The following is a 16,820-nucleotide window of genomic DNA, read 5'->3' on the forward strand; positions in this document are numbered from 1 at the left end:
CAGCACCAAGAGTTGTTATGGCCAAATCAGCACTGTTCACGGTGCATAAAAACGAGCCCTGCCCACAGTGCGGGGCTGAACTTGTCATTCGGTCCGGGAAACACGGTCCGTTTCTCGGTTGTTCACACTATCCGGAATGTGATTATGTTCGTCCCCTGAAGAGCCAGGCGGACGGACATATCGTTAAAATTCTGGAGGGGCAACTTTGCCCACAGTGCGGCGGTGAACTGGCGTTACGCCAGGGCCGTTTTGGTATGTTTATTGGTTGCAGTCGCTATCCTGAATGTGAGCATACAGAACAAATTGATAAGCCAGATGAAACAGCAATTGCCTGTCCCCAGTGCCAGCGTGGACAACTGGTACAGCGTCGTTCTCGTTTTGGCAAGACCTTCCATTCCTGCGATCGCTATCCTGAATGCCAGTTCGTTATCAATTTTAAACCGGTAGCGGGTATCTGCCCTCATTGCGATTATCCGTTACTTATAGAGAAGAAAACGGCGCAAGGTATGAAACGCTTTTGTGCCAGTAAACAATGTGGAAAGCCGGTTTCGGCGGATTAAACCTGTGAATAATAACCTGCCATCAGGATCCATTGCGCATGCAGTGGAGGTTCTGAAAAATGAAGAAGTCATCGCCTATCCAACAGAAGCTGTCTTTGGGGTCGGTTGCGATCCTGACAGCGAGACAGCTGTGAATCGCTTACTTACGCTAAAACAGAGACCTGTCGAAAAAGGATTGATTTTGATCGCTGCTAATTATGAGCAGCTTAAACCTTATATTGATGATTCCATGCTCACGCCGGCGCAACGGGATACCATTTTCTCTGCGTGGCCAGGGCCGGTGACCTTTGTTTTCCCGGCGCAGCTAACAACGCCCCGCTGGTTAACAGGCCGTTTCGATTCCCTCGCTGTCCGTGTCACCGATCATCCGCTGGTGGTTGAGCTATGTCTGGCGTTTGGTAAACCGCTGGTCTCAACCAGTGCCAACCTTACCGGGCAGCCTCCTTGCCGGAGCACCGAAGAGGTGCTGGCGCAGTTCGGGAATGACTTCCCGGTAGCCGTCGGTGAAACCGGAGGTCGTCTTAATCCATCGGAAATCCGCGACGCCTTGACCGGCGAACGTTTTCGCCAGGGGTAATATGATGGAAACCTATGCCGTTTTTGGTAATCCGATCGCACACAGCAAGTCGCCGTTGATCCATCAGCAGTTTGCTGAACAACTGCAGATAGATCATCCCTATGGCCGAGTGCTGGCACCTGTTGATGCCTTTGTTACCACCCTGAATGCTTTTTTTGACGCGGGGGGGAAAGGTGCCAATGTGACAGTGCCTTTTAAAGAAGACGCTTTTGAACGTGCGGATGAGCTGACTGAGCGCGCTTCTCTTGCGGGTGCCGTGAATACGCTTAAACGGCTGGAGGATGGCCGCCTTTTGGGAGACAACACTGACGGAATCGGCTTACTGAGCGACCTGGAAAGGCTCTCATTCATCAAACCCGGGTTCCGGGTTATGTTGATTGGTGCCGGTGGGGCATCGCGAGGCGTATTGTTACCGCTCCTTTCACTGGATTGTGCGGTCACTATTACCAATCGAACCTTTGCCCGAGCGGAAGCGCTGGCGGCGTTGTTTGCACATACTGGCAGCGTGAGCGCGATCGCTCTTGATGAACTTGCTCATCATGAGTTTGATCTTATCATTAATGCCACCTCCAGCGGCATTGGTGGTGAAGTACCGGCGATCCCGTCCTCGTTGATAAACAGCCACCTCTATTGCTACGACATGTTTTATCAGAAAGGGAAAACCCCCTTCCTGAGCTGGTGTGAACAACACGGCGCAAAACATTTGGCTGATGGTCTGGGCATGCTGGTGGGGCAGGCTGCGCATGCAGTACTGCTCTGGCACGGTGTGTTACCCGCTGTAGAACCGGTCATTGAAAAGCTGAAGCAGGAACTCACGACGTGAACCAGGCGATCCACTTTCCCGACAGAGAACACTGGGACGAGAGTAAGCAAGCGGTCTGTTTTCCGGTGCTCGTACACGGAATGCAACTGACATGTGCCATTAGCGGTGAAACGCTCGAGCGCCGCTTTGGTGGCTCAACTCCATTAGAGGTATTTTGTGAAAATCGCTGGGATCTTGAAGAGGAAGCCAGCGATTTAATCCGCGATCAGCAGGAAGACGATCAGGGCTGGATCTGGTTGTCCTGATCCAGATACTCATCTTTCCATTTCACGTAATTATTCGCTGAATATTTCAGACCTTCTCTTTCCGCTTCTGTTAAGGGACGGATCTGCTTTACCGGACTGCCTAAATAGAGATAACCGCTTTCGAGCCGTTTATGTTGTGGGACAAGACTCCCGGCACCAATCATCACGTCATCCTCCACGATGACGCCATCCAGCAGAATCGACCCCATTCCTACCAGTACCCGATTTCCGACCGTGCAGCCGTGAAGCATGACTTTATGGCCGACGGTAACATCCTCTCCGATGAGGAGTGGATTGCCGTCCGGGTTATAGGAGGATTTGTGGGTGACATGCAGCACGCTGCCATCCTGAATATTGGTGCGTGCGCCGATTGCTACGTAGTTAACGTCTCCTCTGATCGCAACGAGCGGCCAGATGCTGACATCATCGGCCATTCGGACATCACCAATGACCACACTGCTGGCATCGATCATCACGCGATCGCCTTTTTGTGGGAACAGATCTTTATAAGGACGTAAGACTGCAGACATATCTACCTCGACAGATGAGCGCTATACAGAAGACTTTGATCATATTATTGGATCGAGGCAAGGCAAATTACGTCAATATTTAAGCAGATCGGGCGGGATTTCAGCGAAAAGCGCGGAAAATCAGCAGTCAGAAAAAAAGATCTAAAAAATACTTGTGCTTAAAAATGGGATCCCTATAATGCGCCTCCATCGACACGGCGGATGTGAATCACTTCACAAACAACCCGGTCGGTTGAAGAGAAAAAATCCTGAAAATCAGGGTTGACTCTGAAAGAGGAAAGCGTAATATACGCCACCTCGCGACAGAGCGCTGAAGCGCGTCGCAACTGCTCTTTAACAATTTATCAGACAATCTGTGTGGGCACTCAAAGTGACATGGATTCTTGATGTCTTCGGACACTAAATGAATACCAAGTCTCAACGAGTGAACACGTAATTCATTACGAAGTTTAATTCATTGAGCATCAAACTTTTAAATTGAAGAGTTTGATCATGGCTCAGATTGAACGCTGGCGGCAGGCCTAACACATGCAAGTCGAACGGTAGCACAGAGAGCTTGCTCTCGGGTGACGAGTGGCGGACGGGTGAGTAATGTCTGGGAAACTGCCTGATGGAGGGGGATAACTACTGGAAACGGTAGCTAATACCGCATAACGTCGCAAGACCAAAGAGGGGGACCTTCGGGCCTCTTGCCATCAGATGTGCCCAGATGGGATTAGCTAGTAGGTGGGGTAACGGCTCACCTAGGCGACGATCCCTAGCTGGTCTGAGAGGATGACCAGCCACACTGGAACTGAGACACGGTCCAGACTCCTACGGGAGGCAGCAGTGGGGAATATTGCACAATGGGCGCAAGCCTGATGCAGCCATGCCGCGTGTATGAAGAAGGCCTTCGGGTTGTAAAGTACTTTCAGCGGGGAGGAAGGTGTTGTGGTTAATAACCACAGCAATTGACGTTACCCGCAGAAGAAGCACCGGCTAACTCCGTGCCAGCAGCCGCGGTAATACGGAGGGTGCAAGCGTTAATCGGAATTACTGGGCGTAAAGCGCACGCAGGCGGTCTGTCAAGTCGGATGTGAAATCCCCGGGCTCAACCTGGGAACTGCATTCGAAACTGGCAGGCTAGAGTCTTGTAGAGGGGGGTAGAATTCCAGGTGTAGCGGTGAAATGCGTAGAGATCTGGAGGAATACCGGTGGCGAAGGCGGCCCCCTGGACAAAGACTGACGCTCAGGTGCGAAAGCGTGGGGAGCAAACAGGATTAGATACCCTGGTAGTCCACGCCGTAAACGATGTCGATTTGGAGGTTGTGCCCTTGAGGCGTGGCTTCCGGAGCTAACGCGTTAAATCGACCGCCTGGGGAGTACGGCCGCAAGGTTAAAACTCAAATGAATTGACGGGGGCCCGCACAAGCGGTGGAGCATGTGGTTTAATTCGATGCAACGCGAAGAACCTTACCTGGTCTTGACATCCACAGAACTTTCCAGAGATGGATTGGTGCCTTCGGGAACTGTGAGACAGGTGCTGCATGGCTGTCGTCAGCTCGTGTTGTGAAATGTTGGGTTAAGTCCCGCAACGAGCGCAACCCTTATCCTTTGTTGCCAGCGGTTAGGCCGGGAACTCAAAGGAGACTGCCAGTGATAAACTGGAGGAAGGTGGGGATGACGTCAAGTCATCATGGCCCTTACGACCAGGGCTACACACGTGCTACAATGGCGCATACAAAGAGAAGCGACCTCGCGAGAGCAAGCGGACCTCATAAAGTGCGTCGTAGTCCGGATTGGAGTCTGCAACTCGACTCCATGAAGTCGGAATCGCTAGTAATCGTAGATCAGAATGCTACGGTGAATACGTTCCCGGGCCTTGTACACACCGCCCGTCACACCATGGGAGTGGGTTGCAAAAGAAGTAGGTAGCTTAACCTTCGGGAGGGCGCTTACCACTTTGTGATTCATGACTGGGGTGAAGTCGTAACAAGGTAACCGTAGGGGAACCTGCGGTTGGATCACCTCCTTACCTTAAAGAACCTGCCTTTGAAGTGCTCACACAGATTGTCTGATGAAAAGTAAATAGCAAGGCGTCTTGCGATTGAGACTGTACGTCCCCTTCGTCTAGAGGCCCAGGACACCGCCCTTTCACGGCGGTAACAGGGGTTCGAATCCCCTAGGGGACGCCACTTGCTGGTTCGTGAGTGAAAGTCACCTGCCGTCATATCTCAAAACTGACTTGCGAGTCATGTTTGAGATATTTGCTCTTTAAAAATCTGGATCAAGCTGAAAATTGAAACGACACACATGTTATGTGTGTTCGAGTCTCTCAAATTTTCGCAATCAGAAGTGAAACATCTTCGGGTTGTGAGGTTAAGCGACTAAGCGTACACGGTGGATGCCCTGGCAGTCAGAGGCGATGAAGGACGTGCTAATCTGCGAAAAGCGCCGGCGAGGTGATATGAACCCTTGACCCGGCGATGTCCGAATGGGGAAACCCAGTGCAATTCGTTGCACTATCGTTAACTGAATACATAGGTTAACGAGGCGAACCGGGGGAACTGAAACATCTAAGTACCCCGAGGAAAAGAAATCAACCGAGATTCCCCCAGTAGCGGCGAGCGAACGGGGAGCAGCCCAGAGTCTGAATCAGCTTGTGTGTTAGTGGAAGCGTCTGGAAAGTCGCACGGTACAGGGTGAAAGTCCCGTACACGAAAATGCACAGGTTGTGAACTCGAAGAGTAGGGCGGGACACGTGGTATCCTGTCTGAATATGGGGGGACCATCCTCCAAGGCTAAATACTCCTGACTGACCGATAGTGAACCAGTACCGTGAGGGAAAGGCGAAAAGAACCCCGGCGAGGGGAGTGAAAAAGAACCTGAAACCGTGTACGTACAAGCAGTGGGAGCACCTTCGTGGTGTGACTGCGTACCTTTTGTATAATGGGTCAGCGACTTATATTCTGTAGCAAGGTTAACCGTATAGGGGAGCCGAAGGGAAACCGAGTCTTAACTGGGCGTTAAGTTGCAGGGTATAGACCCGAAACCCGGTGATCTAGCCATGGGCAGGTTGAAGGTTGGGTAACACTAACTGGAGGACCGAACCGACTAATGTTGAAAAATTAGCGGATGACTTGTGGCTGGGGGTGAAAGGCCAATCAAACCGGGAGATAGCTGGTTCTCCCCGAAAGCTATTTAGGTAGCGCCTCGTGAACTCATCTTCGGGGGTAGAGCACTGTTTCGGCTAGGGGGCCATCCCGGCTTACCAACCCGATGCAAACTACGAATACCGAAGAATGTTATCACGGGAGACACACGGCGGGTGCTAACGTCCGTCGTGAAGAGGGAAACAACCCAGACCGCCAGCTAAGGTCCCAAAGTCATGGTTAAGTGGGAAACGATGTGGGAAGGCCCAGACAGCCAGGATGTTGGCTTAGAAGCAGCCATCATTTAAAGAAAGCGTAATAGCTCACTGGTCGAGTCGGCCTGCGCGGAAGATGTAACGGGGCTAAACCATGCACCGAAGCTGCGGCAGCGACACTATGTGTTGTTGGGTAGGGGAGCGTTCTGTAAGCCGTTGAAGGTGGCCTGTGAGGGTTGCTGGAGGTATCAGAAGTGCGAATGCTGACATAAGTAACGATAAAGCGGGTGAAAAGCCCGCTCGCCGGAAGACCAAGGGTTCCTGTCCAACGTTAATCGGGGCAGGGTGAGTCGACCCCTAAGGCGAGGCCGAAAGGCGTAGTCGATGGGAAACAGGTTAATATTCCTGTACTTGGTGTTACTGCGAAGGGGGGACGGAGAAGGCTATGTTAGCCGGGCGACGGTTGTCCCGGTTTAAGCATGTAGGCGGAGGTTCCAGGTAAATCCGGTACCTTTTTAACGCTGAGGTGTGATGACGAGGCACTACGGTGCTGAAGTAACAAATGCCCTGCTTCCAGGAAAAGCCTCTAAGCATCAGGTAACACGAAATCGTACCCCAAACCGACACAGGTGGTCAGGTAGAGAATACCAAGGCGCTTGAGAGAACTCGGGTGAAGGAACTAGGCAAAATGGTGCCGTAACTTCGGGAGAAGGCACGCTGATATGTAGGTGAAGCCCCTGCGGGTGGAGCTGAAATCAGTCGAAGATACCAGCTGGCTGCAACTGTTTATTAAAAACACAGCACTGTGCAAACACGAAAGTGGACGTATACGGTGTGACGCCTGCCCGGTGCCGGAAGGTTAATTGATGGGGTTAGCGGTAACGCGAAGCTCTTGATCGAAGCCCCGGTAAACGGCGGCCGTAACTATAACGGTCCTAAGGTAGCGAAATTCCTTGTCGGGTAAGTTCCGACCTGCACGAATGGCGTAATGATGGCCAGGCTGTCTCCACCCGAGACTCAGTGAAATTGAACTCGCTGTGAAGATGCAGTGTACCCGCGGCAAGACGGAAAGACCCCGTGAACCTTTACTATAGCTTGACACTGAACACTGGTCCTTGATGTGTAGGATAGGTGGGAGGCTTTGAAGCGTGGACGCCAGTCTGCGTGGAGCCAACCTTGAAATACCACCCTTTAATGGCTGGTGTTCTAACGTAGACCCGTGATCCGGGTTGCGGACAGTGTCTGGTGGGTAGTTTGACTGGGGCGGTCTCCTCCCAAAGAGTAACGGAGGAGCACGAAGGTTAGCTAATCCTGGTCGGACATCAGGAGGTTAGTGCAATGGCATAAGCTAGCTTGACTGCGAGAGTGACGGCTCGAGCAGGTGCGAAAGCAGGTCATAGTGATCCGGTGGTTCTGAATGGAAGGGCCATCGCTCAACGGATAAAAGGTACTCCGGGGATAACAGGCTGATACCGCCCAAGAGTTCATATCGACGGCGGTGTTTGGCACCTCGATGTCGGCTCATCACATCCTGGGGCTGAAGTAGGTCCCAAGGGTATGGCTGTTCGCCATTTAAAGTGGTACGCGAGCTGGGTTTAGAACGTCGTGAGACAGTTCGGTCCCTATCTGCCGTGGGCGCTGGAGAATTGAGGGGGGCTGCTCCTAGTACGAGAGGACCGGAGTGGACGCATCACTGGTGTTCGGGTTGTCATGCCAATGGCACTGCCCGGTAGCTAAATGCGGAAGAGATAAGTGCTGAAAGCATCTAAGCACGAAACTTGCCCCGAGATGAGTTCTCCCTGAGACTTAAAGTCTCCTGAAGGAACGTTGAAGACGACGACGTTGATAGGTCGGGTGTGTAAGCGCAGCGATGCGTTGAGCTAACCGATACTAATGAACCGTGAGGCTTAACCTTACAACGCCGAAGCTGTTTCGGCGGACGAGAGACAGAAGATTTTCAGCCTGATACAGATAACAGAATTTGCCTGGCGGCTTTAGCGCGGTGGTCCCACCTGACCCCATGCCGAACTCAGAAGTGAAACGCCGTAGCGCCGATGGTAGTGTGGGGTCTCCCCATGTGAGAGTAGGGAACTGCCAGGCATCAAATTTAGTGTGCTGATATGGCTCAGTTGGTAGAGCGCACCCTTGGTAAGGGTGAGGTCCCCAGTTCGACTCTGGGTATCAGCACCACTTTATACTTAGGTTAAAGTTCGGCAAGAAGTAAAAGAATTTGTCTGGCGGCTTTAGCGCGGTGGTCCCACCTGACCCCATGCCGAACTCAGAAGTGAAACGCCGTAGCGCCGATGGTAGTGTGGGGTCTCCCCATGTGAGAGTAGGGAACTGCCAGACATCAATTAAGTGAAAAGGCCATCCGAAAGGATGGCCTTTTTGCATTTCTACACTGCACACAGCGTAGGCCGGGTAAGGCGAAGCCGCCACCCGGCATAACAAACGATTAATGAATCACCTGCGACAGGAAAGCGCGCGTACGTTCTGATTTAGGATGGGCAAAGAACTCATCCGGCGGCGCCTGCTCGACAATTTCACCTCGATCCATAAAGATCACCCGGTCAGCCACGGTTCTGGCGAACCCCATTTCGTGAGTTACACACAGCATAGTCATTCCGGATTGCGCCAGCCCAATCATGGTATCCAGAACTTCTTTTACCATCTCTGGATCCAGCGCTGAAGTTGGTTCATCAAACAGCATAATTTTGGGCTTCATGCACAGGGAACGGGCGATTGCCACACGCTGCTGCTGGCCACCCGATATCTGTCCTGGAAATTTATTGGCGTGTTCAGCAATACGTACACGTTCCAGATAGTGCATCGCTAACGCTTCAGCTTCCTTTTTCGGCATTTTGCGTACCCAAATCGGCGCAAGCGTACAGTTCTGCAGAACCGTCAGATGGGGGAACAGGTTAAAGTGCTGAAACACCATCCCGACTTCCTGACGCACGCGTTCGATATTGCGAATATCTTCATTCAGCTCGATACCATCCACAACAATACGCCCCTGCTGATGTTCCTCAAGGTGATTGATGCAGCGAATGGTTGTCGATTTTCCGGACCCGGAAGGGCCGCAAAGTACAATACGTTCGCCCTGCTTGACCTTAAGATTGATATCTTTCAGGACATGAAACTGCCCGTACCATTTATTCACGTTTTCCAGCGTAATCATCGCGTCGGCGGGTGTCATAGTAATTTGGCTCATAATTTCCTCAGTGCGGTGTACGCCCGGTGTTAAAGCGCTTTTCCAGATGCTGGCTATAGCGCGACATGCTAAAACAAAAGATCCAGTAGATCAGAGCAGCAAAGACATAACCCTCGGTGGACATGCCAAGCCAGACAGGGTCAACCGTTGCCTGCTGCACGCTGCTAAAGAGATCGAACAATCCGATGATGATTACCAGGCTGGTATCTTTGAAGAGGGCGATGATGGTGTTCACCAGCCCCGGGATAACCAGCTTGAGCGCTTGCGGGAGGATGACCAGCCCCTGTGTTTTCCAGTAGCCGAGTGCGAGTGATTCCGCTGCTTCATACTGTCCTTTAGGTAATGCCTGCAGACCACCACGTACTACTTCCGCAACGTAGGCAGACTGGAACAGAATGACCCCCACCAGGGCACGGATCAGTTTGTCTATCGTCGTGCCTTCTGCCATAAACAGTGGCAACATGACTGAAGACATGAACAGAACGGTGATAAGCGGTACACCACGCCAGAACTCAATGAAAATAACGGAAAGCACGCGGACAACGGGCATTTTTGAGCGACGCCCAAGTGCCAGCAGAATGCCCCATGGCAGTGCGCCTGCGATCCCCACAGAAGCAATAATCAGCGTCAGCGTTAACCCGCCCCACTGTCGGGTTTCCACGCGTTCCAGCCCCAGAAAACCACCGTACAGCAGTACCCACACAACAACCGGATACACCACCGCCCAGCAGGCGATGTACCGTCCGCGTTGCGGCAGCGTTTTCAGGAACATGACGGCGATGGAGAGGAGGCCAATGACAAGCGCCAGATTAATCCGCCAGCGCTGTTCGTGTGGATACAACCCATACATGAACTGACCAAAACGCTCGTGGATAAACACCCAGCAAGCCCCTGCTTTGGTACAGTCTGCCCGGGTTGAACCAACCCAGTTAGCCTGCAAGAAAGCCCAGTTAACGAGTGGCGGGATCAACTCCCACATAAGCCACAGGCAAACAATCGTCAGCAGGCTGTTACTCCAGCTGGAGAACAGATTCTTACGCGCCCAGAGAATAAAACGTCCACCTGTCGAGTGGGCAGGACGCGAGGAGTGCGACAATATCGCTTTAGTCATCATAGTTCCTTAGCGCTCGACCAGTGCTATACGACGGTTATACAGGTTCATCAGCAGTGAGATCGCCAGGCTGATAATCAGATAGACAGACATGGTGATGGCAATGGTTTCAATGGCCTGTCCGGTCTGGTTAAGCACGGTGCCGGCGAAGAGTGACACCATATCCGGGTAGCCAATAGCGGCCGCCAGCGACGAGTTTTTGACAATATTGAGGTACTGGCTGGTCAGGGGCGGAATGATGACCCGTAACGCCTGCGGAATAATGACCTGTCGAAGCGTCACCGTATGAGGTAACCCCAGGGAGCGGGCTGCCTCGTGCTGTCCATGCGGAACTGCCTGGATCCCCGCCCGAATAATTTCGGCGATAAACGCGGACGTATAAATGGAAAGGGCCAGCGTCAGGGCCGCCAGTTCAGGAATTAACACCATCCCGCCCTGGAAGTTAAAGCCCCGCAGATGTGGCACATCCCAGTGTAACGCGGCACCAAATAGCCAGTGTGTCAGTAGCGGCAGACCGATGATCAGGAGCGCCGCAATGGGCCATGTCTTGCGAAGCTGCCCGGTTTTGATCTGATGTTTGCGGTTATAGCGAAACAGCCCGGCAGAGAGGGCGAGCGCGATGATGATCGCGGCGATAAAAGCATACATCCCTTCTGCGAGTTCAGGTGAAGGAATATAGAGACCACGGTTGCTCAGGAAAAACAGATCGAAGGCATCGACAGCCTGACGTGGACCAGGAAGGTTACGCAGTACGGCGAAATACCAGAAAAAGATCTGTAGCAGTGGCGGGATATTACGGAACGTCTCAATGTAAATGGTGGACAGCTTTCGCAGCAGCCAGTTTTCTGAGAGGCGAGCAAGGCCAATAAAAAAGCCCAGAATAGACGCAAACACAATACACAGTGCAGATACCAGCAGTGTATTGAGTAAACCGACCAGGAACACGCGTCCGTACGTATCGCCTTCCTGATAGTCAATAAGATGCTGAACAATGCCAAAACCCGCACTGCGATCCAGAAAAGCAAAGCCGGAGGTAATACCGCGATTATTCAGATTGGTAACCGTGTTATGAATCAAATAAATGGCGATAAGAACAACCGCAAGAATGGCAATAATCTGGAATAGCCAGGCGCGGACCGCGGGATGAGAAAAGGATAGCGATCCTTTTACGGGGGAGCGGCGATGGGACATAAAGAAACCTCGGTAACCATGACTCTGGAGTGGGCACTGCGTTCGCAGTGCCCGTTACAGCTAAGACTTAACGTACTGGCGGTGCGTACTGAATACCGCCGTTATTCCAGAGATTGTTCTGGCCGCGTTTGATCTTCAGCGGGCTTTCCGAGCCTACGTTGCGCTCAAAGATCTCAGCGTAGTTGCCTACCTGTTTAATGATGTTGTACGCCCACTTGTTATCCAGCTTCAGATCCTTGCCAAAATCGCCTTCCGTGCCCAGCAGGTGTGCCATATCCGGGGTGGATGGTTTGGCGGCTTTCTCATCGACGTTTTTCGAACTGATGCCCATCTCTTCGGCGTTCAACATGGCAAACAGGGTCCAGCGAACGATAGAGAACCAGTCTTCGTCGCCACGGCGAACGACGGGCCCAAGAGGCTCTTTGGAGATCACTTCAGGCAGGACAATCCACTCTGCCGGGTTGCTCAGCTTGATACGCAGCGCGTAGAGTTGCGACTGGTCAGAAGCCAGCGTATCGCAACGGCCTGATTCCAGCGCTTTGGCTGATTCATCAGAGCGATCGAATGTCACCGGCGTGTACTTCATGTTGTTCGCTTTGAAATAATCCGCGACGTTAAGTTCAGTATCGGTACCTGCCTGAATACAAACGGTCGCACCATCCAGCTCTTTGGCGCTTTTCAGGCCCGCTTTATTGTGGGTCAGGAAACCGATGCCGTCATAATAGGTGACACCGGTGAAAGACATCCCCATGCCCGCGTCACGGGAGGAGGTCCAGGTGGTATTACGTGAGAGCATGTCAACTTCGCCGGACTGCAGCGCGGTGAAACGTTCTTTTGCCGTCAGCGGGGTATATTTTACTTTGCTGTCATCACCAAAAACGGCAGCGGCGACGCCCCGGCAGACGTCAACATCGATACCGGTAAATTTGCCGTTCGCATCGGCATAAGAGAAGCCAGGCAAACCATCGCTAATACCGCATTGAACAAAACCTTTCTTTTTAACGGCATCCAGCGTCGTGCCCGCATGGGCCTGACCCGCAACAGCAAACAACATGCCCGCGGCGGTCAGGCTGGCTATCATCGTCTTTTTCATAATGCATCCTGTGTGGCTAAATTTATCGTTATTGAGGTGTTTAAACACTTTTACCCGTCTGTGGCGTTGGCCAACGTTTATAAAGCAAACGTAATGCCAGGTTTTGCGCTCGACAAAATAAGTGATAAGTGAACGCTTAATGCTGAGTGTAGACAGGCTTAAATAAATCGAGCGCCCCGAAACAGTGCGAAATTACAACCTGTGCCACAAATCGGAGCAAAAGTTTGCCTGTCGGAGAGATTAAAATGAGAGATGGTTTCTGAGGTGAATATTGGCAGGGTAATAAATGGGATTAATAGGTGAAAATCATCACGATAGAATATGAAACTTAATAAGATGCAGGAAAAAAATGTGATTGACTTCAGTCTGAAATAATTTCCAGGCATAAAAGCAGGGCTATTTTTTTACTTATCTGAAAATACTGCACTATTTAAAAGCAAAAGCGCGGACAACGCCGCGCTTTCACAAGGTATGTTACGCCACTGGCGTTACCGGGTCAGGGCAACAATACCCAGCGTTAAGCCCGCTACAGCGGCAGCACCGCCGGCGATAGCACCTGCTGTTTCCCAGTTATCCTGAGTGGTGCCTTTCATACAGGTATTGGTATGAACCAGTCGGCCCTGATCGTCGTATACCGGTACACATGGAGAGTCGTGCGCGCATCCAGCCAGCAGCGCAGCGAGTAGTGCAACGGAAATGAATCTTTTCATGATGTTACCTCAGTATTATTTCGCATTCGCTATAAAGCCAGGAGGGCCATTAACGAACTGGAGCTTATTTTACCACCGGGATAACCCCGCGTTACACGAGGAATAATCTCAAATTATGTGGTTTGTAAACATCGTGGAGAAAAGCGTTTAGTCAGAGCGAATTAATGGAGAAATTATGGAGTGGCAATATGAGATTTTTACTTAATGCAAACGAGTGATTTTTAAAGCTGACAAATATAAAACCTAATACACTGTTTATATTGAGAATAAAAAAGGCACCCGCGGTGCCTTTCAGGTATTCAACACGCTTTGTGGCGGGTAAACCGTCTTCGGACAACCACAAAGAAAACAGGCACGAAGAAGATAGCCAGAAGCGTCGCAGAAAGCATGCCTCCCATTACCCCTGTCCCGACTGCGTTTTGCGCACCGCTCCCGGCACCAGTGCTGATCACCAGCGGCATAACGCCGAGAATAAAGGCCAGCGAGGTCATCAGAATTGGGCGAAGGCGCATCCTTGAGGCCTCAAGCGTGGCTTCGATTATGCCTTTACCCTCTTTTTCCATCAGATCTTTAGCAAACTCGACGATCAGAATGGCGTTTTTGGCCGACAAACCAATCGTTGTCAGCAGACCTACCTGGAAATAGACGTCATTATTTAAGCCACGTAACGATGCCGCAATAAAGGCCCCAATGACCCCCAACGGCACCACCAGCATCACTGAGAATGGGATGGACCAGCTTTCGTAAAGGGCAGCCAGGCACAGGAACACCACAATCAGTGAAATGGCATACAGGGCAGGAGCCTGGTTTCCGGACAGTCGCTCCTGATAAGACATTCCTGTCCAGTCAAAGCCGATGCCGGAAGGCAGTTTTGCAGCAAGACTCTCCATCAGTGCCATTGCCTCTCCGGTACTTTTACCGGGTGCAGACTCACCAATAATCTCCATGGATGGCACTCCGTTGTAACGCTCCAGGCGAGGGGAACCGTATACCCAGCGAGAGGTACTAAAGGCGGAGAAAGGCACCATTTCGCCATTCGCGCTGCGTACATAGAGGTTGTTGATGTCCCCGGGCAGCATACGGAAGCGCGCATCGGCCTGAACATACACTTTTTTCACCCGTCCATGATCGATAAAGTCATTTACATAGGTTCCCCCTAATGCCGTCGAAATGGTCTGGTTGACATCAGAAAGACTGATACCCAGCGCCTGAGCCTTCTCCTGGTCGACATCCAGTTTAAACTGAGGGGTATCTTCAAGACCGTTGGGGCGCACGCGTACCAGCATGTCAGGGTGTGCTTTCACCAGTCCGAGCAATTTATTCCGTGCCTGAGTCAGCTGGGTATGGCCCAGATTTGCCTGGTCAATCAGTTCAAAGTCGAAGCCCGTTGCAGTTCCCAGCTCGATAATCGCAGGCAGGTTGAACGGAAATACGAGACCGTCTTTTATCTGGCTGAAGGCTTTTGTCGCGCGGCCAACAATTGCTTCAACGCTATTTTCCGCGCCCGGTCGCGCTTCCCAGGGTTTCAGGCTGACGAAGGCAATTCCGGCGTTCTGGCCCTGACCGCTAAAGCTAAAACCATTTACCGTAAAGACGGATTCGACGTTGGCCTTTTCGTTATTCAGGTAATAGTTCTGTACCTGGTCGAGAACCTGCTGCGTGCGCGTCTGGGTTGCACCGGCCGGAAGCTGAACCATCGTCATAAATACGCCCTGGTCCTCTTCGGGCAGGAAGGAGGTGGGTAAACGCAGAAACAGTACCGCCATGCCACCGACGATAATGATGTACACCACCAGATAGCGTCCGGTCTTGCGCAAAATACCGCTCACGCTGTTGCTGTAATGCTCCACGCTCTTGTCAAAAAGCGCATTAAACCAGCCAAAGAAACCGCCTTTTTTTTCGTGGTGATCGCCGGATACCGGTTTAAGCAGGGTGGCGCACAGCGCGGGGGTCAGGATCAGGGCGACCAACACGGAGAGCGCCATTGCCGAAACGATGGTCAGTGAAAACTGGCGATAGATGGCCCCGGTTGAACCACCGAAAAATGCCATCGGAATAAAGACCGCCGAGAGCACCATGGCAATCCCCACCAGAGCACCCTGGATCTGTTCCATCGACTTCTGTGTCGCCTCTTTTGGCGGCAGTTTGTCCTCTACCATCACGCGTTCGACGTTCTCAACGACCACAATGGCATCATCAACCAGCAAGCCTATTGCCAGCACCATCCCGAACATCGTCAGGGTATTGATGGAGAACCCGAATGCCGCCAGCACCGCGAAGGTTCCCAGCAAAACAACCGGCACCGCGATAGTGGGGATAAGCGTCGCGCGCAGGTTTTGCAGAAACAGATACATCACCAGGAAGACGAGAATGATCGCTTCAAACAGGGTTTTCACCACTTCGTGAATCGAGATCTTCACAAACGGTGTGGTGTCGTACGGATAAACCACCTTCAGACCTTGTGGGAAGAATTGCTGTAGCTGGGCCAGCTTGCTCTTGATGGCTGCAGCCGTATCCAGCGCATTTGCACCGGTTGCCAGCTTAATCCCCAGGCCAGTTGCAGCCTGCCCGTTGATTTTGGTCACCATATTGTAGTTTTCGCCACCCAGTTCAATGCGTGCCACGTCCTTCAAATGCACCATCGAGCCGTCCTGGTTCACCTTCAGCGTCACGCGGCCAAACTCTTCCGGTGATTTCAGGCGGGTTTGCGCAATGATCGAGGCGTTCAGCTGCTGGCCCGGTACAGACGGTGTGCCACCTAACTGGCCTGCCGCAATCTGATCGTTCTGGGTTTTCAGTTGATTAATAATGTCCAGCGGCGTCAGCTGATATTTGTTCATTGCGTTGCTGTCGAGCCAGATACGCATCGCATACTGGGCACCAAACAGCTGAACATCACCCACCCCCGTGGTTCGGCTAATCGCATCTTTCACATTCGAGGCGACATAGTCAGAGATGTCGTCCTGCGAGAGATTTTTATTGTCGGAAACAAAGCCGGCAACCAGCAGGAAGCTGCTGCTGGCTTTTTTAACGCCGATCCCTTGTTGCTGGACCTCCTGCGGCAACAGCGGCATGGCGAGCTGAAGTTTGTTCTGGACCTGAACCTGCGCGATGTCCGGGTCTGTACCTGACTCAAACGTCAGGGTAAGGGTGACGTTACCTGCAGAGTCGCTGGTGGATGACATATACATCAGGTTATCGACGCCGTTCATGTTCTGTTCGATAACCTGCGTCACGGTATCCTGCACCGTCTGGGCATCTGCGCCGGGATAGGTCGCGGTTATGGCAACCGCGGGTGGGGCGATAGTCGGATACTGCGCGACGGGCAGTTTGAGGATCGCCAGCCCACCAGCAATCATCAAAATGATGGCGAGAACCCAGGCGAAAACCGGCCTCTGGATAAAGAAATTAGCCATGTCG

11 protein-coding genes, 2 tRNA genes and 4 rRNA genes are annotated in these 16,820 nt (G+C 52.1%); 10 read left to right on the forward strand and 7 right to left on the reverse strand.

The window, feature by feature from the left end; all coding sequences use genetic code 11:
• The first annotated feature begins 17 nt into the window (after window positions 1–17).
• From NQ842_RS03205 to NQ842_RS03220, 4 genes are read left to right on the forward strand one after another with little or no spacing between them, the layout of a single operon-like run.
• Entirely contained in the window at window positions 18–560 is a 543-nt protein-coding gene (locus NQ842_RS03205) for a type I DNA topoisomerase (RefSeq protein WP_014833511.1), read from the forward strand.
• Window positions 561–564: 4 nt separating this feature from the next.
• Window positions 565–1,137, forward strand: coding sequence for an L-threonylcarbamoyladenylate synthase type 1 TsaC (tsaC, locus tag NQ842_RS03210; RefSeq protein WP_257256489.1), 573 nt, complete (start codon window positions 565–567; stop codon window positions 1,135–1,137).
• Between the two features lie 4 nt (window positions 1,138–1,141).
• A complete protein-coding gene (gene aroE, locus NQ842_RS03215) occupies window positions 1,142–1,960 on the forward strand; it encodes a shikimate dehydrogenase (RefSeq protein WP_257256900.1) in 819 nt (272 codons plus the stop codon).
• On the forward strand, window positions 1,957–2,205 hold the full coding sequence (locus tag NQ842_RS03220; protein ID WP_050861249.1) for a DUF1488 domain-containing protein: 249 nt from the start codon (window positions 1,957–1,959) through the stop codon (window positions 2,203–2,205). The genes aroE and NQ842_RS03220 overlap by 4 nt, the downstream gene beginning before the upstream one ends.
• Here NQ842_RS03220 and NQ842_RS03225 read toward each other — a convergent pair.
• Window positions 2,181–2,735, reverse strand: coding sequence for a gamma carbonic anhydrase family protein (locus tag NQ842_RS03225; RefSeq protein WP_014833507.1), 555 nt, complete (start codon window positions 2,733–2,735; stop codon window positions 2,181–2,183). The two genes, NQ842_RS03220 and NQ842_RS03225, sit on opposite strands and share 25 nt — an antisense overlap.
• A 474-nt stretch (window positions 2,736–3,209) precedes the next feature.
• Here NQ842_RS03225 and NQ842_RS03230 point away from each other — a divergent pair.
• The 6 genes from NQ842_RS03230 to rrf (NQ842_RS03255) all read left to right on the forward strand — a co-directional run bounded on the left by NQ842_RS03230 (window position 3,210) and on the right by rrf (NQ842_RS03255) (window position 8,430).
• Window positions 3,210–4,749 (forward strand): 16S ribosomal RNA (locus NQ842_RS03230).
• A gap of 84 nt (window positions 4,750–4,833) precedes the next feature.
• Window positions 4,834–4,909: transfer RNA gene (locus NQ842_RS03235), tRNA-Glu, on the forward strand.
• A 182-nt stretch (window positions 4,910–5,091) separates the two neighbouring features.
• Window positions 5,092–7,996, forward strand: a 23S ribosomal RNA gene (locus NQ842_RS03240).
• A gap of 69 nt (window positions 7,997–8,065) precedes the next feature.
• Window positions 8,066–8,181, forward strand: a 5S ribosomal RNA gene (gene rrf, locus NQ842_RS03245).
• Between the two features lie 14 nt (window positions 8,182–8,195).
• Window positions 8,196–8,271: transfer RNA gene (locus NQ842_RS03250), tRNA-Thr, on the forward strand.
• 43 nt (window positions 8,272–8,314) lie between these two features.
• Window positions 8,315–8,430, forward strand: a 5S ribosomal RNA gene (rrf, locus tag NQ842_RS03255).
• Together the 16S, 23S and 5S rRNA genes with 2 tRNA genes alongside form the textbook arrangement of a ribosomal RNA operon.
• 106 nt (window positions 8,431–8,536) lie before the next feature.
• Here rrf (NQ842_RS03255) and NQ842_RS03260 read toward each other — a convergent pair.
• The 6 genes from NQ842_RS03260 to NQ842_RS03285 all read right to left on the reverse strand — a co-directional run bounded on the left by NQ842_RS03260 (window position 8,537) and on the right by NQ842_RS03285 (window position 16,816).
• A complete protein-coding gene (locus NQ842_RS03260) occupies window positions 8,537–9,295 on the reverse strand; it encodes an amino acid ABC transporter ATP-binding protein (RefSeq protein ID WP_014171880.1) in 759 nt (252 codons plus the stop codon).
• Window positions 9,296–9,302: 7 nt separating this feature from the next.
• Complete coding sequence (locus NQ842_RS03265) at window positions 9,303–10,406, reverse strand: amino acid ABC transporter permease (protein ID WP_014833506.1); 1,104 nt, start codon at window positions 10,404–10,406, stop codon at window positions 9,303–9,305.
• Between the two features lie 9 nt (window positions 10,407–10,415).
• Complete coding sequence (locus tag NQ842_RS03270; protein ID WP_014833505.1) at window positions 10,416–11,597, reverse strand: amino acid ABC transporter permease; 1,182 nt, start codon at window positions 11,595–11,597, stop codon at window positions 10,416–10,418.
• Between the two features lie 67 nt (window positions 11,598–11,664).
• Window positions 11,665–12,690 (reverse strand): amino acid ABC transporter substrate-binding protein, encoded by a 1,026-nt coding sequence (locus NQ842_RS03275; protein WP_046888999.1) that lies wholly within the window; start codon window positions 12,688–12,690, stop codon window positions 11,665–11,667.
• 488 nt (window positions 12,691–13,178) lie between these two features.
• On the reverse strand, window positions 13,179–13,400 hold the full coding sequence (locus NQ842_RS03280; protein ID WP_013099001.1) for a lipoprotein: 222 nt from the start codon (window positions 13,398–13,400) through the stop codon (window positions 13,179–13,181).
• Window positions 13,401–13,699: 299 nt separating this feature from the next.
• Window positions 13,700–16,816: an efflux RND transporter permease subunit gene (locus tag NQ842_RS03285; protein WP_257256491.1), complete on the reverse strand. Its 3,117-nt coding sequence runs from the start codon at window positions 16,814–16,816 to the stop codon at window positions 13,700–13,702.
• Window positions 16,817–16,820 lie beyond the last annotated feature (4 nt).

The organism is Enterobacter cloacae complex sp. R_G8 (assembly GCF_024599795.1).
In the GTDB taxonomy this organism is placed as follows: Bacteria; Pseudomonadota; Gammaproteobacteria; order Enterobacterales; family Enterobacteriaceae; genus Enterobacter; species Enterobacter dissolvens.